Consider the following 22971-nt stretch of genomic DNA (forward strand, 5'->3'; position numbering starts at 1 on the left):
CGTAAAAAACGCTAAAATTTGTAAAAAAACAGCCCAGTTTACCGTTCATAAGCTGGGTATGTCTCTAAAAAAGTTAGTCTTAATAAGTTAATTGTCTAGCCTGCCAAAAAAAGCTGGTAAGCATTTCTCCTATCTTCAGAATTATCATCCATATACACGACCCCTGCATAGTTAAAACCAGCCTTATCAATAATATGCTGCATCCGTTTATTTAAAACATGCGTGTCAATCCTAACCTGTCTGAATCCAAGTTGATAAGCAATTGTCAAGAGATTGCTAAAGAAAAAGTCGCTTAAATGCTCACCCCGATAGTTTTCATCAATTGCAATTCGATGTATAGATGTATATCTTTCCATCTTTTTTTGGTGGGCCCATTCGCCCGCATATATTTTATGATAATTGGAATCTTCCTCTTGAAACAAAGTCGCTACTCCAGCCACTGACTTTCCAACAATCAGAACATATGCATAACCCTTACTAATATCATCTTCTGCCACCTTAAGGTCTGGATAACCATTCTGCCACTGTGGAATATTTTCCTCAGCCAGAAATTTTTTTGCTTTCTGAAGGATACTCATAATTGTAGTAATATCATCTTTAACAGCTTTTCTCACAAACTTGACAGTCATTGTATCTTTCTCCTTTTCGCTTTTAATTTAAATTCTCCGCTTACACTTCTGAACAAATGTTTACGTAATAATCTGTTTCAACATTCGTTATTCGCAGTTTTACTTGAGAATATGCTATCCTCTATCTTTTGTATTGTCAATCAGTATACAGAGCACGACCTAATTTTTATCTCGCTAAATTTTTAGTTTATTGTATCGTAATTTCAAAAACATTTTTTTCAATTTGAGTCATTTCTTGAAGTATTTGCAATAAAAGCAATATCCAACTAAACGCAAGAATGAACGCAATTAGTTCAAAAGCAGTCAATGAAAAATAGCCGATGGGTTGGAATAAGATAGAATTAACCATCAAACCTAGACCAATCACATAAGAAATAATTCTAAACTCTTTAGTAATAGATGGTAATAAAAAATGAATAGACGCTATAGTGATAATCAGCAGATAGACTAATAATGATGCAGAGTGTGTATGCAATCTATGCGATAATCCCGTTCCATTATTTGCGAAAACCCCCACACCTGCTAAGAAGATTGAAAATAAGATTAACAGCGTTTTGAGAGATGTCAACCGTCTATTGTTTGGAAACTGTTCTTTTAGAGATGCAAAAATAAAGTCTACCAATGCTATCAATAACAATGCCGAAACAATAAGTGTTATATTAAATTGCCAACTATTGCTGGCTTGATCTGTCCCCAAAAAACTTATATTGTGCTCCCACCATCTTTTATTACTATTAGTAATCATTGAAGCTAGTGCTCCACCAACAATTACTACGATTAATATTTTAAAAATGACAGACGAAGATATGTTAGTCGCCGCATAAATCATAAGATAATTGATAACATTGCTGAATAATAAGAACATATAGGTAGAAGTAAATAAGTCAAATGATGATCCTTTAAAGAGAATCTCAATTAACCAAAAGAAACACAACAGACTAATCGCCAGAATAGTTGTAAACGACAAGAGAATGGTCAGGAAACTACGCCAATAAAGTTTTTTCCCAAACCATCCCTGAATTCGTTTTCGATCTTTAAGATAAAAAAATGCGAAAGAAAGTGATCCGGTCAGCATTCCCAAAGAAATCGTCAGACTCGCAATAGATTCGCTCCCTGCAAGTGGAATTTGGTATTTTCTTTGATAAAAAAAATACGCAAAAAAAACTATTGTAGACACTACAGAAGGTATAAAAAAACGTAAGATCGAAACAGAGCGTCTGTCTGCAGCTTGGTGCAAAGGTTGAACTACGACCTGTTTTTCGGCTTTGTCTGAAAAGGAGACTTCAACCTTATCGCCCTTTTTTAGATTAAGTTTCTCAACAACTTGTACCGGTAACACAATTTTTGATTTATTTTGATCCATAATAGGCACCTTTTTCATATATTCTTTAATACTAAATTAACCAATTCTTAACAACCTACATACTACTATACATTATCACTGCTAGGCTGCACAACCGTTAAAAAACTTCCTTGAGATAGGCAATTATACTGATTTTCTAGCACAAGTACTATATTATGGGCATTGTAGCAACAATTTAAACACAAAGTTGCTTTTAAAATGCGAGGAGGTTATAACATGAAGCAAGGTTCTTTATTTACAAATAACAAAAATAATAGTCAACCACTCGCCAGCAGAATACGGCCTAGAAAACTAGAAGATTTCGTCGGTCAGCAACATCTTCTTGGCAAGGGAAAAATTTTGCGCGAACTAATTGAAACTGATCAACTAACATCGCTTATTTTCTGGGGTCCTCCAGGAGTTGGTAAAACAACTTTAGCTGAAATTATCGCCCACCGTTCTCAGGCACATTTCATACAATTCAGTGCCGTTTCAAGTAGTATTCGTAAAATACGTGAAATTATGAAAGGGGCAGATTTAGACCAAGATCTCGGACAGAAAACAATTGTTTTTATTGATGAAATCCATCGTTTCAATAAAGCTCAGCAAGATGTTTTCTTACCCTATGTTGAACGCGGAAGCATCATTCTGATTGGTGCAACCACAGAAAATCCTTCCTTTGAAATTAACGCTGCCTTACTATCAAGATGTAAAGTTTTTGTCTTAAAACCGCTAATAAGTTCGGATATCATTCGATTACTGAAGTCCGCAATCAATAGTCCTGAAGGATTCGGTAAGATCGACCTTTCCATTTCAGACAAAGCCTTAGAAGCCATTGCCGCATTTTCAAACGGCGATGGCAGAGTCGCACTCAACACTCTTGAAATGGCAGTTTTGAATAGCTCTAAAAAGGGCTCTAGAATAATCATTAATCCTAGTGGCTTAAAACAACTGATCAACCGAACTTCTCTCTTGTATGACAAAAAAGGAGAAGAACATTATAATATCATTTCTGCATTACACAAATCAATGCGTAATAGTGATGTGGACGCAGCAATTTATTGGCTCAGCCGAATGCTTGATGCCGGTGAGGATCCGATATATATCGCCCGCCGCTTAGTTCGCTTTGCCAGTGAAGACATCGGTCTTGCAGACACAAAATCTTTAAGCTTAGCGATCGATGTTTTTCAAGCATGCCGCTATCTTGGGATGCCTGAATGCGATATTCATTTAACAGAAGCAGTCATTTATCTAGCAATGGCACCTAAATCTAATTCAGTCTACAAGGCCCGGCTTAAGGCCAGCGAAGATGTTAAGACTTTCCCTAATGAGCCCGTTCCTCTTCAAATTCGAAACGCACCCACTAAATTAATGAATGATTTAGGATATGGCAGCAACTATCAGTATGCACATCAAAAAAAAGACAAACTAACAACCATGAAAACTATGCCACCATCGCTTCAAGATCATGAATACTATTTTCCGAGCGAGCAAGGTAATGAAGATCGTTTCAAAAAGCGATTGGCCCATATCAAAAGATGGCACGAGCACCACGATAATACCTAAAATGTTATCTAATGCTTTAACCATGGTGCAATAAACTATTGTTGCTAAACTTAATTAGCTCTACTAATGAAAATTTAAGACGCCACCTCAAGAATAATGTAAAAGCTTTATTCAGAGATGGCGCCTTAGATGTACCATAAATTTGAAATTTTTTGTCGATCCTCTTAACTACCTTCTGTTCATTAATCTAACTTGATTAAGAAACCAATCATTGAAAAAAGCAGCGTCAATATCAACACCGACCTTAGCATTATAAGCCTCTGCGGCGTGCCACCGATGCAAAACATCCGCAACCGTTGCTCCGATCGCTGGTCCTTCAGTTACAACATCAATATATTCTTTTTGAAGTTTAATAACTTCTGGATGTAATGCGTATAAAATCGTAATAACATCATGCATTGGCTTTCCACCTTCATGGATGTCTCCATATGCATTAATGATACCATGAAGCATTTTGCCAGCTTCGCCTAGCTCTGCAAGCTTATCTGAAGTTTGCTTACTGATTAAGGCTTTGAGCGTAACATCAAGCCCAATCATAGTTATATTCAAACCACTTTCGAAAACGATCTTTGCTGCATCTGGATCTGTAAAAATATTAAATTCAGCAACAGAACTGGCATTACCACCCGAAATAGATCCACCCATCAAAATTAACTCATCAATTTTTGAAAGCATCTCAGGATATTTTAAAATAAAATGTGCAATATTTGTATAAGCTCCTGTCGCAATCAATGTTATCTGCTGTTCATTTTGTTTTAACACATGTGCAATAGCTTCTACTGCTGTTAAATCACTAATTACGCTTTTGGGTTCAGGAAAAGTGTATCCAGGCAACCCCGTTTCCCCGTGAATTGCTGCAGCATCCTCAAACTTTTTCTTTAAAGGTGCGGCTGCACCTTTTGCAACGGAAACTTTCTTATCAAAAAAGTCTACCAGCTTTAGGGCATTAGCTGTTGTCTTATCAACACTAACATTTCCGGCTACTGTGGTAATTAACTTAACATCTAGCTCAGGATTATTAAGTGCAACAGCAATGGCAGCTGCATCATCTATTCCGGGATCCATATCTAATATAACTGAACGTGGCATAATAAAACTCCTTTACTTTTTCCTTAATGAAATTTACCAAGCAAACAATCCTGCACTAGCCGCTGATAATAGTGAAACTAGAACACCTGCTAATAACATTTGCGGAACTCTACTCGAAATGTAATTTGTTTTTTCTTTTGAAACTAATCCCTTAAATGCACCGATTATCATTCCTAATGTCCCAAAATTAGCAAAGCTAGTCAGGAAAACAGTTAAAACAACACGTGCATGCTCATTAGCGAAGAGACCTTTTTGCGCCATAATATTTTTGGTTATCTCACCCATAACAACAAATTCATTAGTAACTAATTTGGTCCCCATATATTGAGCAATCTGGAATGCTTGATTCACGTCAAAACCTAGTAACCAGGCAAATGGGAACAAAATAATACCGAAAATATTTTCAAGCGTCAACCAACTCAATCCCGTCAAACTGAATAGTTGATTTATTAACGCTGCCAGCGAGACATAAGCAATTACGGTTGCAGTTATAATCAAGATCAACTTTCCCGCGTTCAAAATTGAATCACCCAAAAATGAAAAGAAAGGTTCGCGTTTTTGATCTTTGTTCTTGTTAATTGAAACAACGATATCTTCATCAGCCGGGACAGTCACCGGGTTCAAGATTGCCGCAATTGCGATTGATCCCAAGATATTCAAAGGTATGGCGGTTAAAACATACTGACCAGGGACCATTTTTATATATGAACCAATAATTGCCGAAGTAACACAGCTCATTGACATCATCGCCAAAGTAAAATTACGTTTAGCGCTCATTTGCTGCAACTGATCCTTAGAGACAGCCAAAACTTCCGTATTCCCCAGAAACATCATTTCAACAGAAAAAAAAGCTTCAAATCGCGGTTGATGGGTTATAAATGATAAACCACGACCTATCCATTTTACAAGCCATGGAAGCAGACCTATGTACGTCAAAATATCAAACAAAGGTACAACTAACAAAATTGGTAAGAGAGCGCTGGTCACAAAATTAGGTGAGCCAGTCGTAGGAGCCAACCAGTCAGGTAAAGCAAATGCAATTCCTTTGTTTGCCACAGCTACCAACCAGCTAAAACCGTCAGCCGCTGCATGCACCACCTCACGTCCTGCACTGAACTTCATAAAAAACCAAGCAAGGAAAACCTCTAAACAAACAACAATGAAAACAGATCTCCATTTAATGGAGCTACGGTCGTTAGAACATAGAAATGCTATACCTAAGAAAACAAAAAAGCCCAAAATATTCACTAATAAAAACAAAATTCCAATCTCCTCTATAAAAAATATTAAAATCTTCATCTGTTAGTATAACAAACTTAAATTCAACATAAAATTATTACAATCTTTTTCGCCTACTGAAATTATCAAGAAAGCCAGCGGTTCTTTACTTCCAAAAAAATTTCCACCATTTTATACGTTCAGGCGACTTATACTTTTGCAGCTCCCGTAATGTTTTTTCCGAAAAGCCGGCACTAGGTATTTCTTTACTGGCAGCCTTTTCACTAGGTTCCTCATGATTTTGTGAAAACGAGTCTTGTGGCTTGTCTAACAGCTGATACAGATTATCTAATCTATCATATTTATGAGCAAGCTCATACTGCTGTACCTGTATCTCTCGATGCAATTCTTTTATTTGTTGCACAATTTTTGTTCTGCGAACATGCTCTTCATTGCTCATAACTGCCCTCCCTAGTATATCGCTGAGTTCATTATACCATTTATGTAAGCCCTTTATATAGCTTTATACATCTTCATTCTAATACTTGGCTAATTGTTGTTAGCTCATTTCTGAAAAGCAGAAAATCTAGGTTTGAATTAAAGCCTCTTTCGGTAATTAACATCAATACTGTAAATATGAATATTTCAGATAACATTTAAGCACAAGGTAAGTAGGACATTCAGAACATAGTTCTGGAAAGTTTTATTAATTATTAACCTTGAACACTTCACTTTGTTGAAATTACATCTTCAGCTTTATTTCGCAGATTTATCTCGCTCTGCTGCTGTTTATTAAGTTGCTGTAGGCCTCACTAATATCTTGTGTGTCTTCTAATTCCAGCAAATCTGTATACGTTCCACTAAAAACACAGTGTCCCTGGTTAAGACCAATAATCTGAGATCTTCTATTCTTCAACTGCTCTAATTGATGCGTCGTCATTATTACTGTACTTTTTTCAGCAAGTGAACAAAGCATGTCCATAATTAAAGTGGCATTGCTAGGATCAATGCCGCTTAAAGGCTCATCGAACAAATAAAGCTTACGATTTAGCAAACAGGTCCCGTAGGTTAAGACTATTCGTCTTTCGCCGCCAGAAAGCTTGCCCATCTTAATTGATTCAAGCGGTTTTAACACCGTAGTGAAAACTTTGTTCATTAATTCGGTTGGTACAGCCCCACCCGCATGATCTATTTTTTGGTACATATTTAATGTCTGTTTCACCGTTAGCGTGGGGTAAAATAGCGTCCTTTGCAATTGGTAACCAATTTCTTTAGTACTGGGCACATTAACCAGTGCAGCATAGGTGTCTGGTGGATTCAAACGTGCAAGTGTGTCTAAAAGAGTCGTTTTCCCAGTTCCATTAGGGCCAATAACAATATTTGGAATGCCATCTTTAAACTTGATATTCAGCCCATCGTAAATCAAGCGTTCTTGATATGAAAAAGATAAGTTAGTGATTTCCATATAATTAATTTTCCTCCCTCAGATCTAGAGTCTGTCTAATATTGGACGAATGTCAAATTTAGAAAATCCCTTCAATCCAATCAAGCAAAAGGCAACTGTTACGATCAGTAATTGGATCAAAGAACTAAAACTAATATTTCCATTATTAACAAAGCTATCCGACAGGCCTATCAAGACTATAGTATACTTATAAGGATTCAATAATGACATTAAGTGAAACAGCGGTGTCTTGCTCGGCAGTGCCGCTATATAACAAAGTACAAAAAAGAGCAACGTTCCAATAACAGAAAGCGACTGTACTTTGATTCGAAAAACGAAAAGAATGCTCAATCCTAATGTTACAGGAATAACCGCTAAAATCCCCCCCAACAAGCTGCTAAACAAAATACTGAAGTGCCAGCTGCGTAACAGTACCATTCCTAAAATAGTAAATAATAATAGCTCAACCAAAATAAACGCAACTTGTATAATGAAATTTGCAACAAAAATAAGCCATTTTGAACCTACAATAAAATAAAACTCCTTATAATAACCAGATTCTCGCTGGACGATAGTGGTAACAATCACTGTATTGAGCAATGAAATAAAAATTATGTAGGCCCAGTATGGTTGAAATACATTTGAAATTTCATTGATTGAATAATGATGAGCTTGGCGTATCTGTTTAAAGTTCATATAGACAAAATAAAGTGCAGGAAATAGCAGAGTATAACAAAACACCACTTTATTATCAAAACTATCAGTAATATAGACACGACAAAGTGTTTTTATTTTTTCCACACAAAATCCCTCTTTCATTTTGTAAAATTAGGCTAATTATAACACATTTTTAAACTAATTTTGTGCTTACCTGAATAGAAGCAAAGTAATAGTTAGGCCAAATATTTCTTTGTAAGCCAAAAAAAGAGACCACGACATCTTCTGTCGTAATCTCTTAGATTAGAATTTGTGTTTTTCACTTAGCACATATACGGTAATGAATTAACGAACAGATACTACAAATTTTAATGATCTAATAGTTGAAATTAAAACTTTTTTTAGAATTAGCCTGTTATTTTACCTCATCAACAGCGGTTTGATAAGCATTGTCACTATTTGTGAGTTTCTCAGCTATCTTCCCTTCAAGTTTTTCAATTGTTGATTTATCGGCAGTACCTGTTTCTTCTAACTTATTATCAGCTTGGAATTTCTTGATCGCATCCTGTGTATCAGTATCAAAATATCCGTTAGCTTTGTCTGGCCCATAACCCAAAGCCTTTAAAAGCACCTGAATTTTCTTGATTTGATCAGAAACCTCACCTTTTTGGTAAGTTTTTTTCGTGTTGATTGCAGTCTGGTATGCATAGCTTGGAAAATCTCTCTTGATAGTTGGCTGCAAACCTTTATGATGAATCCACGAACCATCAGGAGTCAACCATTTAGCAATCGTGACTTTTAGTTCAGTTTTATCACTGAAAGGCACAGTGTTCTGAACTGTTCCTTTTCCATAAGATTTTGTTCCAATCAACTTAATATTAGCTGACTGATTCAAAGCTCCTGAAAAGATTTCAGCTGCACTGGCACTTCCGCCATTAATCAAAACAACCGTTTTTTCCTTTACTTTAAAACCACCGTCATACTTTTTACCCGCCTTAAAGACTTCTGGTGATTGATCTCGTGTTTGAACCTGCATAATTGTTTTACCATCTTTAAGGAACATTGATGACATTGCCAATGCCTGATCCATCAGTCCGCCAGGATTATCTCGCATATCAATTACAAACGACTTTGCACCTTTTTTACGCAAAGATTTAATTTCACTCTTAAATTCTGCAGCTGTTTTTTCTGAAAAAGTCGAAACTCGAATATAACCGACCGTTTTATGCTCACTGTCTAACTTTCCAGTAACGGTTTTGACTGGTATTGTATCCCGGACTAATGTTTTTGTAAATGTTTCGGAGCCCCGTTTAATTGTCAGTGTTACCTTTGTCCCCTTTTTACCTCTTATATAGGAAACAGCTTTACTCAAAGAAACACCTGACATAGACTTACCATCAATCTTTTGAATTACATCATTTGCTTTTAAACCAGCCTTCTCCGCAGGAGTCCCATCAATTGGCGACACGATTTGAATTTCATCGCCATTTTTTCTAACCTCTGCCCCAATTCCAGTAAAGCTGCTGGAAATAGTATCATTTAAAGACTGTGTCTCCGATTTTGACATGTATTCAGAGAATGGATCCCCTAAAGCATTTACCATTCCGTTTAAAGCACCATTTTCCAGTTTCTTACGACTCACATGTTGGTAATAGTTATTATACAGTGTTGAATACACAGCTTCAATTTTACTCATTGAGCTATTGGTTTGCTGTGCAGCTGTCAGCTTTTGATCCATTATATAAAAAATCGAACCACTACCTACTAATAAAGCCAGCACACCAACAATAACGACTGTCAGTAAGCTGTATCTTTTTTTAGATTTTCCCTTATTCTGTTTTTCAAGTACAGTATCTTCTCTTTCCTTCTTTTTAAACATTAACTCTATCCCTCTAACTGTTTTTATTTTTTTAATTCATTTTTTCAAGATACATCTGCCAAGCCTGATCAAAAATTGTCATACTTGGTAAATACTCCCCGCTTAATTCAAGGTACTGCGAAACTTCCTCGTAGTCTTGCGAATGTTTTGGAAAACTTTGGTCATAAAATGCATTATTTGCAAATTGTGCAACTTCATCAGTATTATCCGGATTTCTTTCAGTCATTAAATATTGATAAAAGCTCTTACGATACATCTACTTCACCTCTTATGAACCATTACTCTAATGGTACATCAACTTTAAAACGAAAGTCATCATTTTTTAAATCTATTTTTTGCGCCCTAACCGTTATTTTTTGTTTATTAGTCATTTTGCTTAAATTCAACGTGATCGTCTTTTGCTTACTATTGATAGTTATTCCACTGCCTAAATTATAGTTATTTCGAACGTAATTTAAAATAAATGAGGTAGGTGCACTCAACGAACCTATCGCAACTGATTCAGCATGCAAACGAATATTTCCATCTTTTGTTACCGTAGGCATTGTATACAGTGAAAAAGAGACATTTTGACCTAAAATTTTAGTTGTCCCCATTAAAATTGCTGCATCTCCAACATAAAAACGGTATTTTATCTTCTGACCTTTTTGCTGTTGCTTTAGATAATAATTGATTGTTCCATTTAATTGCTTTTTATTCATACTGACATTAATCGAAGTGTGGTTGCTGGAACTATTTTTTGTTGCAGTGACAACGTCTCTTTGAACCGTATTTTGCTTGGTTGCTTGTTTAAACACAAAGAGCGTACATCCTACTAAAAAGGCGGCAAGAACAATAAAAGCCCATTTCCAAATATTTACTTTTTTCTTCTGTTTATCATTTACTGAACGCTTCATAAAATTATCCTCCCTCCTTTAACCATTTCTCTTTATGTTTTATCATAACTTGATATAATTTTGCCGCCATATATTTATACCCCTTCAAATTAGGGTGAAAATGATCCGCAGGAGATAAATAGTTGTTTTTTTCTTTTTGATTACTTAGTATTTTAGACAGTTTTTGACCAGACAAATTATTATAATCTGTAACGGTTGTTTCTTTGAGCGTACTCCCATGATCGTAATACTGACCCTCCGAAAGACGCTTTTCGACATTTACAACATAAACGTTTTTGTTTTTTGCAGTTTTCTGTTGTGCAATCATATTCCATTGCTCTGTATACTTTTGCAGCTGTGTTAACGCTGGAAAATAGACATAAAATGGATTATAAACTGTGTATAAGAAAATTGGTGCATGTGAGTTATAACTGCGAATCGTCCGCAGTAACTCATCTAATTTATGAGAATACGTTCTCTGTGCAGTTGGCATAAAGCTTGCTAATTGGTTCGAAGATAAAGAATTAAAATTCTTCTGCAGCGTCTGCATTAAATCATTTCCACCGACAGTCATCGTAATCACATTTGCTTTTTTTAAAGCATTCTGTTGAGTTTCTTGCTGCTGCAACCGTTTCATGATCTGATCGCTTCGATCACCAGCTTTGCCATAGTTTTCTGTCACCACTGTAGCGTCTAATCTTTTTTCCAGCACCTGCTTAACCAGATAAACATATCCTCCATTTTGGGTGGTATCTCCAACGCCCTGCGTAAGTGAGTCACCTAAAGCCACTAATTTTACCTGTGTTTTCTTCCGTTTTTTCTCACTCTGATTTATTTTAGAAGTTCGATCGTTGGATTTTGGGAGCTTTTTGTCGGCCAATTTGCTCAATCCCAAATAAAAAAAACAGGTTAGCGCAGCAAAAACTGCTACAAGAGTTAGAACCTTTTTAAAAGATAGCAATTTGTCTTCCCCTCTGCTTAAAATGAATTGATAAAAAGTATATTGATTAATAATTACTAGTATTTCAAAAATAACTATAAACGATGTTAGTATAGCAAATTTTTTTTCTTTATTCAGTTGTTTGAGCTTTGCTTAACCATAATTTAGTGAATAATTATTTTTTCTGCAAATTTTTTGAATTTGGTTTGAATTAAAATAAAACAGCCCCCAAACGACCATTGCTTAATAAATCGTTAGGACTGCTTTCCTTTTTTAATGACGTCTACGCTGATAAACTTCAAATCGATGATCGTACAAGTTTTTTTGATCCCTTATCCCATCAATTTTTGTAATCAATTCAAATTTATCGCAATCAATTTTCGGCATACTTGTATCGGCCTTAAAAAGCGCATTAATTTTTGTAACATATAAGAAATCAACATCATCCAGTAATTCCCCAAAAAGTGATGCACCACCGATAACAAACAACAGTTCTTCTCTGCTACTAAACAATTTCCGCAGTTCGGGAATCGAATGAACCACCGTTAAACGCTCATCAAAATTGTATTTTTCTTCAAAGTCCTTTGAAGATGTCAGTACAATGTGATGACGTCGTGGTAGAAACCCCTTGAAACTCTCAAAAGTTTTTCTCCCCATTATAATGGGATGATTGAGAGTCTTTTCTTTAAAATAAGCCAAATCTGCGGGAAGTCTCCAAGGAAGACGCCCCTGATATCCAATATGTCGTTTTTCGTCTTCGGCCCATATATACGCAAGCACTTATCTACACTCCTTTATCCTTTATTGAAAAGATTAAACCGCCACCGGTGCCTTAATTGCGGGAGCTGGATCATATCCCTGTATTTTTATATCTTCCATTTCAAAATCAAACACACTCGTTTTTTGCGGATTGAGCCATATCGTTGGTGCATCCTTAGGTGTTCGTGTCAATTGTGTTTTAACTTGTTCAATATGATTGTTATAGATATGTGCATCACCTAAAGTGTGAATAAATTCGCCCACTTCCAGATTTGTCTCGCGAGCAATCAAATGTGTTAACAAGGCATAACTAGCAATGTTAAACGGAACACCTAGAAAAACATCTGCACTACGTTGATACAGCTGGCAGCTTAATTTACCGTCAACCACGTAAAACTGAAACAATGTGTGACACGGAGGGAGAGCGCTTTGAGGCACATCTTCTGGATTCCATGCAGTGACAATCAAACGTCTTGAATCAGGTTTATTTTTTATATCATCAATTACGTTTTGGATCTGATCAATCACTTTTCCATCACTTGTTTTCCAGTGACGCCATTGTGCTCCATAAACATCACCTAAATTGCCATATTTTTGTGAAAAACTCTCATCGTTTAATATTTTTTGGCAAAAAGCTTTTTTTTCATTTAAATAAACAGTCTTAAATGCGGGATCTTTAAGAGCTTTGTGACCAAAATCAGTCATATCAGGACCAGTATAATCTGAACTTTCAACCCATTTTTTAAAAGCCCACTCGTCCCAGATATGATTTTTGTGTTGCAATAAGAAACGAATATTTGTATCTCCCCGCAAAAACCATAATAATTCGCTTTTTACCAGACCAAATGCAACTTTTTTGGTCGTTAGCAGTGGGAACCCCTTGCTTAGGTCAAAGCGCATCTGATAGCCAAATAAACTATGTGTTCCTGTTCCTGTCCGGTCACTCTTCAAATGTCCCTTTTCTAAAATATCCTCGATCAACTGCAAATATGGTTGCTCCAAAATTGCCATGGCTATCACTACTCCATCATAAAATTATTGGTCATATTGACTCAAGTATTCCCAGCGTTTCATTTTTTCTTCAATTTTTTTGTCTACTTCGTCTATTTTCATTTGTAGATCAGCTAGTTTTTCATAGTCTGACCCGCTGACCTGCATAAGTTTTTCTTGCAAGGAGGTCTTATCATTTTCAAGTTGATCAATTTTTGTTTCAAGCTTGCCAAATTCAATTTTCTCTGCATAAGTTAATTTTGTTTTTATTTTCTTTTGGATTTTTTTGCCCTTGTCATCAGAATGTGCCTTGAGTTTCTTAGTATTTTTTTGATTATAATTATTTTCTTCTTCCTGAAGATAATCAGTAAAAACACCAGCATATCTTTTTATATGAGCATTCCCCTCAAAAATAAACAACTTATCAGCAACTTTATCCAAAAAATACCGATCATGCGAGACCGTAATAACTGTACCGGAAAAGCTATCTAAGTAATCCTCAAGAACAGTCAAAGTACCAATGTCCAAGTCATTAGTTGGTTCATCAAGCAACAAAACATTCGGCTGAGACATCAACAGCTTCAACAAGTACAATCTACGTTTTTCACCGCCAGACAACTTTCTAATAAGCACTCCATGCATAGAACGTGGAAACAGAAACTGTTCTAGCAACTGAGTTGTACTTATATGCTGCCCATTTTTATCCACAACATTCTGTCCAACTTCATTGAGATAACTGATCATACGTTCATTTTCTGGGATCGGTTCTGTTTGTTGCCTGTAATAGGCTAACTTAACTGTCTCACCGATAATAACATTTCCTTCATCTAATGGGAGCTCACCCGCCAAAACATTCAACAAGCTTGACTTTCCAGCACCATTAATCCCAGTTATTCCAATCCTATCATGCGCCTGAACCAACAAACTGAAATTCTCAAGTATGTGATGGCCTGCAATATCCAACGAACCTTTTTGTATCTCAATGACCTTTTTTCCCAACCTTTGCTGTCCTAATGAGATATCGATATCATCATCGACTTGCAACTTATTTAGATTGTTCTTAAGATCATTAAATTTGTTAATTCTTGCTTGCTGCTTTGTTGTTCTTGCCTTAGCTCCGGTCCGCATCCATGCCAATTCTTTTTTATAGAGCTGCTGTTGTTTATGTTCAGAACTAACTTCTCGTTCAACCCGCTCAGCTTTTTGGCTGACAAAAGCCTGATAATTACCTTGGTATAAATATATTTTACCAAATGACAATTCCATAATTGTCGTCGCTACTTGATCCAAAAAATATCGATCATGTGTTACGACCAATAACGCACCTTTGTAGTTTGCTAAATACTTTTCTAACCATTTAATTGAGTCAAAGTCAAGATGATTAGTCGGTTCATCTAATACCAACAAATCAGGCGCTTGAATAAGGACTTGTGCCAAACCCACACGCTTTTTTTGGCCTCCAGACAGGTTGCCGATTTTTTGATCCAAATCATTAATATGCAGCTGTGTTAAAATTGTTTTTACGTCACTTTCAGCACTCCATGCATCTTCTTGATTCATTCTATTTTCAGCATCAACATAACGTTGCTGATACTTTGTGTTTTCTGGATGCTGACCATATGTCATGAGCGCCTCTTCATACTTATGAATGGTTTGAAAAACTGGTGCTGAGCCTTCAAAAATCGCATTCATAATTGTAGCATTTGGATCTAATTCCGGTATCTGCTTCAAATAACTGATACGGTATTGATTTGGTTTAACTATCTTCCCGCTGTCAGCTGAACTTAATCCAGCCAAAACGTTTAACAATGATGTTTTACCGGAACCATTCGTCCCAATTAATCCAATGCGGTCGTTTTCATTGATCATAAAGTCAATGCCTGCAAACAAAGTTTTTTCACCATATGTTTTTGCTAAATTCTCAACGCGTAAAGTTTGCATAAGTTCACTCTTTCATTTTAAAATTGCTTTTATTCGGCTTCGATCCAACTTGATACAGCTTTCAGCAATGCTGTGGGTTGATTTTCGATTTCTCCCATGACGACCTTATATTCAATTTTTTCTAATATCTTCCCTAATTGCGGTCCTGGTTTAATTTTTAACTGACTTATTAAAACCCCACCGTTAATTTTAAGCTCATGCTTGTTTTTTATTGGTAAAGCAGCATAATTTTCTTCCAGAGTTGTATGATTGATGCCGAAACCTAATATACTAGCAACTTCATTCGCAAACTTAATGCAGTGAAGACCACCTTTGTAGTATGACCACGTATCCAGTTTTCTTCTTTCTATCAAAGAAACTATTTCAGTCGCAATTACAACACTATCAACCAGCTCATTCGAACTTTTCCAAGCTCGCAACATTTTTTTTACTGCAGTGGATGTCAAACTACTCAAATAACAAATTAGAGTCCAAGCAGAGGCTTCCGAGCTGAGTTGCACGGAACCCCTTAGCCTTAAAATCTTTCGGAAGACCTCCTCCTTGTCCTTAAATAGCGGGCAATAATAGTATAAAGTGGTTGCCAAAAAGTTCTCCAAACCCGTTTTAGGGTTCGTCCCTAACAGTAACTTCGCCCATTCAACATGAATTCTTTCAACGGCCACGTTTTGCAGTAAATGTGCATTATGTTTGATTGCATCAAGCGTGTTTTTTTCGATTGTAAAATCGAGTTGACTTGCAAACCGCACAGCACGCATCATACGCAAAGCATCCTCATGAAATCGTTCTTCAGCGACCCCAACTGCGCGTATATTTCCTTCTTTTAAATCATTGAGTCCATCAAAAAGATCAATAATCTCTCCATCCGGTTTCATCGCAAGAGCATTTATCGTTAAATCGCGACGTTTTAAATCTTCTCTAAGAGATCGTACAAATTTAACATGATCCGGTCGACGAAAATCCTGATATGTCGATTCAGTTCGAAATGTTGTTATTTCATACGCGCGGTTATGATCAAGAACAGTTACCGTACCATGCTCGATACCTGTATCTATGGTTTTCTTAAAAATTTTTTTTACTTCCGCTGGATAGGCGCTTGTTGCAATATCAACATCGTGGATTTTGAGTCCTAAAATGGTGTCCCGCACACTTCCACCGACGAAGTAAGCCTCAAAGCCAGCCTGTTGAATAGCACCTAGAACTTCCTTTGCTTCTTCGAATTCAGCAGGTAAATTCGTAATTATCATAAAATATGTTCAAGACCAACCAATAATTCATCATAACCTTGTATCTTTTCAACTGCCACTGCAACACCTGACATGAAAGAAACCCGGTCAAATGAATCTTGTCGAATAGTCAATGCTTCGCCCTTACTCCCAAACAAAACTTGTTCATGTGCAACATACCCAGGTAACCGAACGCTATGAATGTGCATTCCTTCATAGTCAGCACCACGAGCTCCAGCCAAAGTTTCTTTTTCATCCGGATTTCCCTGTTTTTTTGGAGTGCGGACCTCAGAAATTAATTTTGCGGTATTAATTGCGGTTCCACTTGGAGCATCTAACTTATTGTCATGATGCATTTCAATTATTTCGACATCTGGGAAATACTTAGCTGCCTGTTGCGCAAATTGCATCAAAAGGACTGCTGAAATACCGAAATTAGGTGCAATCAGCCCACCCAATTTTTTATTCTTGGAAATACTTTGAAGCTCAGCAACCTGATCATCAGTCATTCCGGTTGTTCCGACAATAGGTGAAATATCATGTTCAATGGCAAACTTAACGTTGCCGTAAACCGAGGATGGGGCAGTGAAATCAATCCACACATCAATATTGCTGGTGTCGATATCGTGTAATTTGTTATAAACTGGAACATCTTGCCCTTTAAACTCGCTTATCTCGCTAAGAAGTTTTTCCGTCGCCCTTGGATCAAACACGCTAACCAACTCAAAATTATCGTGATTGATTATCATATGTGAAGTTGTATTTCCCATGCGTCCCTTAAAGCCTGCTACAATAACTTTTATCATTTATATCATCCTTTTCATTTGAATCTATACCTATTCATTCTAACAGATTGTTTCTTTTCTTGCACCTCTCGATAGCAAGCTTTATAGTCAGTTAATTATAAAATTATTCTTGTTCATTAAAAAATTCAATTACTGACGTTAAGCTAAAAACTATGTTATTATTTCCTAGGATCTGTCGCAAGTTTTCACGCAAAGGTTGAATCTCATGGACCATAACAATCAAGATTAATATCCTTTAGTATTACTTTTTTGAGCTAAGAATTAAATTCTCCTGCTCTAAAAGCAAATTCGCAAATAAGGCATAATACCTTATTTGTATGGCAGTTCTTACTAAATGAATAGGAGATGAAAACATGTATCAAACTAAGGAAAAACTTCAGGTACGTTTAGTCGATTTTATTATGATTGCACTTGGATGTGCTTTTTACGCGTTTGGATTAGTCAAAGTCAACATCGCTAATAGCTTAGCTGAAGGCGGGATTACTGGTATCACCCTTATTATTAGATATTGGTTGCATATTGATCCTGCTTATTCAACACTTGTTATAAATATTCCTTTGATTATCATTGCATTGCGCTACTTAGGAAAAAATGCACTTATCTACACTATACATGGAACTATATCCTTGTCTTTTTTCATCTGGTTATGGCAGCGTGTCCCTATAAGTATTAATATCAGCCATGATATGTTTATTGCCGGTTTGTTAGCCGGTTTCTTCGGTGGGGTCGGCTCCGGGCTTATATATCGCTTTGGCGGAACTACAGGCGGAACTGATATTGTTGCTCGCATATTCGAGAAGAAAAAAGGAGTTGCAATGGGGAAAACCTTGTTATTACTGGATTGTGTTGTCTTAGGGCTCTCATTGAGCTATATCAGTATTCGACAGATGATGTATACTCTTTTGGCCTCTTATGTTTTTTCGAAGATTATCAGTTTCACTCAAGAAGGTGCGTATGCAGCACGTGGTGTCATTATTTTCAGTAATTCTTATCCGGAAATAACCCAGCAAATAATTACTGAATTAGGACGCGGAGTAAGTCATATTCAAACAACGGGGGCATTTTCTAAAGAACAAGGGCAAGCTATTTATTGTGTTGTCAGTCCAAGTGAACTAACCTCACTCAAACGAATGGTCGAAGCCATCGATAAACATGCATTCGTATCAATATTGACTGTCAATGAGGCAATTGGTGAAGGATTTACTTATGCTCAACCGCAAAAGTCCTTTTTTAGGAGACGTTTTTAGTTACTTTGGTTTTACGCTGCGATTTGTGCAGCGTTCTTTTTTTGTTTATAATAAGTTAAAGTAAGATTATACATATAACTAAGGAAGGGGAATTTAGTATGGGATATCCATATCAACATCCTTTTGAAAAATATTTGGTCAAAAAAATGTTGGCAGACTCGACTATTAAAAGCTATGACCATGATTTAAACGATTTTTTTACCTATCTTCGCCATTTCAATACCATTTATCAGGAAAAACCCAGCATCAGCCAGCTACAAGAAAGCGATATTCGCGACTATTTCGCAGTGCTACTTGTAAAACGCTCTAACAAATATACAACTTACAATAAGGTTCTGTCGCATCTTAAACGCTATTTTGAATATCTTTTCCATGAAAATCTAATTCAAACTCTTCCAACTCTTGCATTAACAGGAAAAAAGCTTTCGCAAACAAACAGTTCTTTACTTGATTGGCCTAAGGAACTCAGCCAGCTTCTCGCAAGCAAAGAACTAAGTTTCTATACTCGCTTAACGCTGCTTCTTTGTGCTCATTTCTATCCAGTTAGTGAATTTCTACAACCTAATTTCTATACAGTCTTCAAACATGAACATTTAGAGGAATTTGAGAAAGAGTTTATGCAGGATTTTTTTGTTTTTATTCAACCTTTGCGGCAAAAACAGAAAACAGCCGACCTTTTCCTTAAACATCGTTTTGATCCAATAACACCACAGTTGACGTTACCTGCTCTTCATAAATATTTAAAGTATGATGAAAAAAAATGTACTTTTTCTTTAAGTCCGCAAAAGTTATATCAAAATGCTATTTTTCACTATCTTGCGCTACATCAGCATAAAAGTGATAGCGAAATCTTGCAGAAGCTGCGACTAACTCCTTCCTCTCTTAACTATTATCGACAAACTTATTGGAAGAAAAAATCTCTGTAGGAAGTTATTTAAAATTGACCGAATAGTTTTTGATTTTAAACAAAAAAATCAGCCATAAAATGCAAAATGCATTTTATGACTGAAAATAAGCTACAAGAAAGATGGTTTTTTAACTAAAAATTGATTGAGTTTACAGATCATGCAGCTCATCTTGTAAATCAAGCATTTCCAAATCTTCTGGAATAAGCTTGAGATACGCTGCTACACATTTTTCTGCACTTTTCAATTTACCGATCTTGCGGTAAAAGAAACTTGCTTCACGTAAAAACTCAGGTTGATTACTAAACGTATGTGCAGCTACTTGATAATTTTCAAGCGCATGCTTCTCATCTTCAATTTGTGCGTATGATCTCCCCAAATTCCAATATAGTTGTGGATCCGTTTCATCATTCTGCAAATAGTCGGTTAGCAATTCAATGTTTTCTTGGTATTTTTTTAACTCAACTAATAAATTGCTTAACTGAATAACTAATGTCATATTATCGGGTTCTAAAGCCAATGCCGCGCGCAAATGTTCCTCTGCTAATTTTGGCTGCTGCATCTTAAGCGCTACAGAACTAGCTAATTGATATAATTTAATATTATACTGATCAACCCGTAGTCCTTCTTGAAGTACCTCTAATTCTTTTTGAAGAAGCCCCTGTTGTTCGTATGCTTCAGCCAAGTATGGATAAACAGTAGAATAGTCAGTACTGCTTTCCTTTAGCTTTGTAAAGTTTTTTATTGCTTCATCATACTGTTTAAGCTGCAATTCGGTAAATGCCAATTGGAAGCGCGTATCAAAATCAATATCTCTTTCATGCACCTGCTTTAAATAACCCAGCGCTTGCTCAAATTTTCCACTAACTGCATACGAAAATCCAAGCCGTTGTGTTAGATTTACTTGCGAAAGTTCAGTAATACCAGACTTAATTAGTGTTAAATACAAAGGAATGGCATTATGATACTTTTTAATATCAAAATATAACTCAGCTAAAGCAAAAAGCACGATTGGCTCTTCAGGCGCAATTTCAAGCGCACTTAACAATTTTTGCTCACTAACTTCAAATAGACCTTGCGTTTGATATAAATCTGCCGCAACTAGAAGTGAATTTAAATATGCATCTGAGTCTGGTTTCACTGCTGCCAGATAGTCAAGTGCCTTATCACTGTTTCCTTCACTTATTGCAATATCTGCTAATGCTGTTCGCAACTGGTCTTCCTCTGGATATTTGTCTAAGAGAAACTGATATGCTTTTTGAGCCAACTCTGAAAAGCCCAAAGAATAGAGTTCCTCCGCTAAACTATAAATTAAGTCAGCATTGTCTTTTTGCAAAGCTTTCTCAAAATCCGCTTGAACATCATCAAATTTTCCCATTTCAATCATTGAAATTATTTTAGCCGAATAGCTCATAAAATCACCCTCTTTTAATCACTGTTATAAAATACATATATATATTGATGAAACAATGGCAAAATTCTTCACTTACAACAAAAAAGTCAGGACTCAAGTCCCGACTTCATTTAGACGAATAATAATTCATGATCTATTTAACAGAATCCTTTAAAGCTTTACCTGGTTTAAAAGCAGGTACTTTGCTTGCGGGAATTTGAATTTCTTTACCCGTTTGTGGATTACGGCCCTTACGAGCTGCGCGTTGGCGTACTTCAAAGTTGCCAAACCCGATTAATTGAACTTTTTCGCCTTCTGCTAATGTATCTTGAATTGTTTCAAAAACAGCATCAACAGCTGAAGTTGCATCCTTTTTAGTCAAACCAGTTTTTGTTGCAACTGTTTCGATCAATTGTGCTTTGTTTGCCATGTGTTTCACCTCCTCATACGAAGATATATACACAGATAACTAAATCTGTGAGCTTCCATTTTGAATGCATCAAAATGATGAAACAATGACTAACAAATCATTATCTCTCCTACTAAGATAGCATATAAAGCCTAATATAACAAGGTTTTTCGCTTTTTTTACACCAGAAAGCACAAAAAAATACTGTCTTTTAATCAGAACTTAAAACGCAAAAAGTTTCTTCTTCAACACTCTAAAATGAATACTATTTACGTCTTCTTTCAATAATGTGTATAGGAGTTCCAACAAAATCAAATGCCTCTCTAATTTGATTTTCAATAAACCTCTCATACGAAAAATGCATTAGTTCTGTATCGTTAACAAAAACAATAAATGTCGGCGGCTTGACAGCAACTTGTGTTGTATAGTAGATCCGCAACCTTTTTCCATTATCCGTTGGAGTAGGATTGCGTGCGATTGCATCCATAATAACGTCGTTTAGAACAGATGAACTAATTCTACGCTCATGATTTTCATTAATACGTTTAATTAACTCTGGAAGTTTATCCAGTCTCTGTTTTGTCATGGCAGAAACAAAGATGATTGGCGCATAACTTAAATACTGGAATTCACGCCGAATTAGTTCTTCAAATTCCTGCATTGTCCGATTATCTTTTTTTACCATATCCCATTTATTAACTAAAATGATAATTCCGCGGCCAGCCTCATGTGCATAGCCAGCAACTTTCTTATCTTGTTCCCGAATACCTTCTTCGGCATTCAAAACGACAAGGACAACATCTGAACGGTCAATTGCTCTCAAAGCCCGAAGAACAGCATACTTCTCGGTATTTTCGTAGACTTTACCTTTTTTTCGAATACCAGCAGTATCGATTACACTAAATTTATCGCCTGCATCTGTTAAAAAGGGTGTATCAATCGCATCACGTGTAGTACCCTCAATGTTGGAAACAATCACACGATTTTCACCTAAAATGGCATTCACTAAGGATGATTTGCCTACATTTGGTCGACCGATCAAACTGAATTTGATTGAATCATCTTCTTCTTGTTCACCCATTTCGGGGAATGAGTGACAAACCTGATCTAAAAGATCCCCAATTCCAATTCCATGAGTACTCGAAATAGCAACCGGTTCTCCGAAGCCTAATGAGTAAAAGTCGTATATATCCCCTTTTAATTCAGGATTATCGACTTTATTCACAGCAACTATCACTGGTTTATCAGACCGATATAAAATATGTGCCACTTTTTCATCAGCATCAGTAACACCTTCTTTTACACTGACAACAAAAACAATTACGTCAGCTTCATTAATAGCAATTTCAGCTTGCTCAGCTATCTGATTCAAAAAAGGTTCCTCGCCAATATCAATTCCACCCGTGTCGATTAAATCAAACTTTTGACCTAACCACTCACTGTGTGTATAGATACGGTCACGTGTCACTCCAGCAACATCTTCGACAATCGAAATCCGTTCACCGGCAATTCTATTAAAAACCGTTGATTTTCCAACATTAGGTCGTCCTACAATTGCAACTACAGGGTTAGACAAGTAAAACACCTCACTTTCAAAACTGAATAATTTAAGTTGAATATTTCAGCAAAAAACTGACCCAAAAGTAATCCTTTTGAGTC

22 protein-coding genes are annotated in these 22971 nt (G+C 36.2%); 3 read left to right on the forward strand and 19 right to left on the reverse strand.

Going from position 1 to position 22971, the window contains the following annotated elements; all coding sequences use genetic code 11:
* Positions 1 to 95: 95 nt before the first annotated feature.
* Positions 96 to 629, reverse strand: a complete 534-nt coding sequence (locus tag FC19_RS03655; RefSeq protein ID WP_057875638.1) for a GNAT family N-acetyltransferase — start codon at positions 627 to 629, stop codon at positions 96 to 98.
* Positions 630 to 816: 187 nt separating this feature from the next.
* Positions 817 to 1992, reverse strand: a complete 1176-nt coding sequence (locus FC19_RS03660) for a DUF998 domain-containing protein (protein ID WP_057875639.1) — start codon at positions 1990 to 1992, stop codon at positions 817 to 819.
* Positions 1993 to 2208: 216 nt separating this feature from the next.
* On the opposite strand from FC19_RS03660, the gene FC19_RS03665 reads away from it, so the two are divergent.
* Positions 2209 to 3537: a replication-associated recombination protein A gene (locus tag FC19_RS03665; RefSeq protein WP_057875640.1), complete on the forward strand. Its 1329-nt coding sequence runs from the start codon at positions 2209 to 2211 to the stop codon at positions 3535 to 3537.
* 168 nt (positions 3538 to 3705) lie between these two features.
* On the opposite strand, the gene rihC is transcribed toward FC19_RS03665, so the two are convergent.
* The 14 genes from rihC to dapB all read right to left on the reverse strand — a co-directional run bounded on the left by rihC (position 3706) and on the right by dapB (position 17358).
* Positions 3706 to 4626 (reverse strand): ribonucleoside hydrolase RihC, encoded by a 921-nt coding sequence (rihC, locus tag FC19_RS03670; RefSeq protein ID WP_057875641.1) that lies wholly within the window; start codon positions 4624 to 4626, stop codon positions 3706 to 3708.
* 33 nt (positions 4627 to 4659) lie between these two features.
* Positions 4660 to 5886, reverse strand: a complete 1227-nt coding sequence (locus tag FC19_RS03675; protein ID WP_057875642.1) for a NupC/NupG family nucleoside CNT transporter — start codon at positions 5884 to 5886, stop codon at positions 4660 to 4662.
* Between the two features lie 124 nt (positions 5887 to 6010).
* Complete coding sequence (locus FC19_RS03680) at positions 6011 to 6304, reverse strand: hypothetical protein (RefSeq protein ID WP_057875643.1); 294 nt, start codon at positions 6302 to 6304, stop codon at positions 6011 to 6013.
* 309 nt (positions 6305 to 6613) lie between these two features.
* Entirely contained in the window at positions 6614 to 7309 is a 696-nt protein-coding gene (locus FC19_RS03685) for an AAA family ATPase (protein ID WP_057875644.1), read from the reverse strand.
* Positions 7310 to 7333: 24 nt separating this feature from the next.
* The gene (locus tag FC19_RS03690) at positions 7334 to 8089 is read right to left on the reverse strand and encodes a hypothetical protein (protein WP_057875645.1); all 756 of its coding nucleotides are present in this window, start codon (positions 8087 to 8089) and stop codon (positions 7334 to 7336) included.
* Positions 8090 to 8360: 271 nt separating this feature from the next.
* On the reverse strand, positions 8361 to 9824 hold the full coding sequence (locus FC19_RS03695; RefSeq protein ID WP_057875646.1) for a S41 family peptidase: 1464 nt from the start codon (positions 9822 to 9824) through the stop codon (positions 8361 to 8363).
* A gap of 31 nt (positions 9825 to 9855) precedes the next feature.
* Entirely contained in the window at positions 9856 to 10080 is a 225-nt protein-coding gene (locus tag FC19_RS03700; RefSeq protein WP_057875647.1) for a YozE family protein, read from the reverse strand.
* A gap of 22 nt (positions 10081 to 10102) precedes the next feature.
* Positions 10103 to 10720, reverse strand: coding sequence for a YpmS family protein (locus FC19_RS03705; protein WP_057875648.1), 618 nt, complete (start codon positions 10718 to 10720; stop codon positions 10103 to 10105).
* A 4-nt stretch (positions 10721 to 10724) separates the two neighbouring features.
* Complete coding sequence (locus tag FC19_RS03710) at positions 10725 to 11660, reverse strand: SGNH/GDSL hydrolase family protein (protein ID WP_057875649.1); 936 nt, start codon at positions 11658 to 11660, stop codon at positions 10725 to 10727.
* A 252-nt stretch (positions 11661 to 11912) separates the two neighbouring features.
* Positions 11913 to 12419: a dihydrofolate reductase gene (locus tag FC19_RS03715; protein WP_057875650.1), complete on the reverse strand. Its 507-nt coding sequence runs from the start codon at positions 12417 to 12419 to the stop codon at positions 11913 to 11915.
* A 33-nt stretch (positions 12420 to 12452) separates the two neighbouring features.
* The gene (locus FC19_RS03720; protein WP_057875651.1) at positions 12453 to 13409 is read right to left on the reverse strand and encodes a thymidylate synthase; all 957 of its coding nucleotides are present in this window, start codon (positions 13407 to 13409) and stop codon (positions 12453 to 12455) included.
* Positions 13410 to 13433: 24 nt separating this feature from the next.
* Entirely contained in the window at positions 13434 to 15329 is a 1896-nt protein-coding gene (locus tag FC19_RS03725; RefSeq protein ID WP_057875652.1) for an ABC-F family ATP-binding cassette domain-containing protein, read from the reverse strand.
* A 29-nt stretch (positions 15330 to 15358) separates the two neighbouring features.
* Positions 15359 to 16573 (reverse strand): CCA tRNA nucleotidyltransferase, encoded by a 1215-nt coding sequence (locus tag FC19_RS03730; protein ID WP_057875653.1) that lies wholly within the window; start codon positions 16571 to 16573, stop codon positions 15359 to 15361.
* Positions 16570 to 17358, reverse strand: coding sequence for a 4-hydroxy-tetrahydrodipicolinate reductase (gene dapB, locus FC19_RS03735; protein WP_057875654.1), 789 nt, complete (start codon positions 17356 to 17358; stop codon positions 16570 to 16572). The genes FC19_RS03730 and dapB overlap by 4 nt, the downstream gene beginning before the upstream one ends.
* A gap of 353 nt (positions 17359 to 17711) precedes the next feature.
* Between dapB and FC19_RS03740 the strand changes: the two genes are divergently transcribed.
* Positions 17712 to 18605, forward strand: a complete 894-nt coding sequence (locus FC19_RS03740; protein ID WP_057875655.1) for a YitT family protein — start codon at positions 17712 to 17714, stop codon at positions 18603 to 18605.
* Positions 18606 to 18703: 98 nt separating this feature from the next.
* A complete protein-coding gene (locus FC19_RS03745; RefSeq protein WP_057875656.1) occupies positions 18704 to 19531 on the forward strand; it encodes a site-specific integrase in 828 nt (275 codons plus the stop codon).
* 130 nt (positions 19532 to 19661) lie between these two features.
* On the opposite strand, the gene FC19_RS03750 is transcribed toward FC19_RS03745, so the two are convergent.
* From FC19_RS03750 to der, 3 genes are all read right to left on the reverse strand, one after another.
* Positions 19662 to 20924, reverse strand: coding sequence for a tetratricopeptide repeat protein (locus FC19_RS03750; protein ID WP_057875657.1), 1263 nt, complete (start codon positions 20922 to 20924; stop codon positions 19662 to 19664).
* Between the two features lie 133 nt (positions 20925 to 21057).
* Positions 21058 to 21333 (reverse strand): HU family DNA-binding protein, encoded by a 276-nt coding sequence (locus FC19_RS03755; RefSeq protein WP_034986956.1) that lies wholly within the window; start codon positions 21331 to 21333, stop codon positions 21058 to 21060.
* Positions 21334 to 21577: 244 nt separating this feature from the next.
* Complete coding sequence (gene der / locus FC19_RS03760; protein WP_057875658.1) at positions 21578 to 22888, reverse strand: ribosome biogenesis GTPase Der; 1311 nt, start codon at positions 22886 to 22888, stop codon at positions 21578 to 21580.
* Between the last annotated feature and the right edge of the window lie 83 nt (positions 22889 to 22971).

Source organism: Liquorilactobacillus aquaticus DSM 21051 (assembly GCF_001436755.1).
Classification (GTDB): domain Bacteria; phylum Bacillota; class Bacilli; order Lactobacillales; family Lactobacillaceae; genus Liquorilactobacillus; species Liquorilactobacillus aquaticus.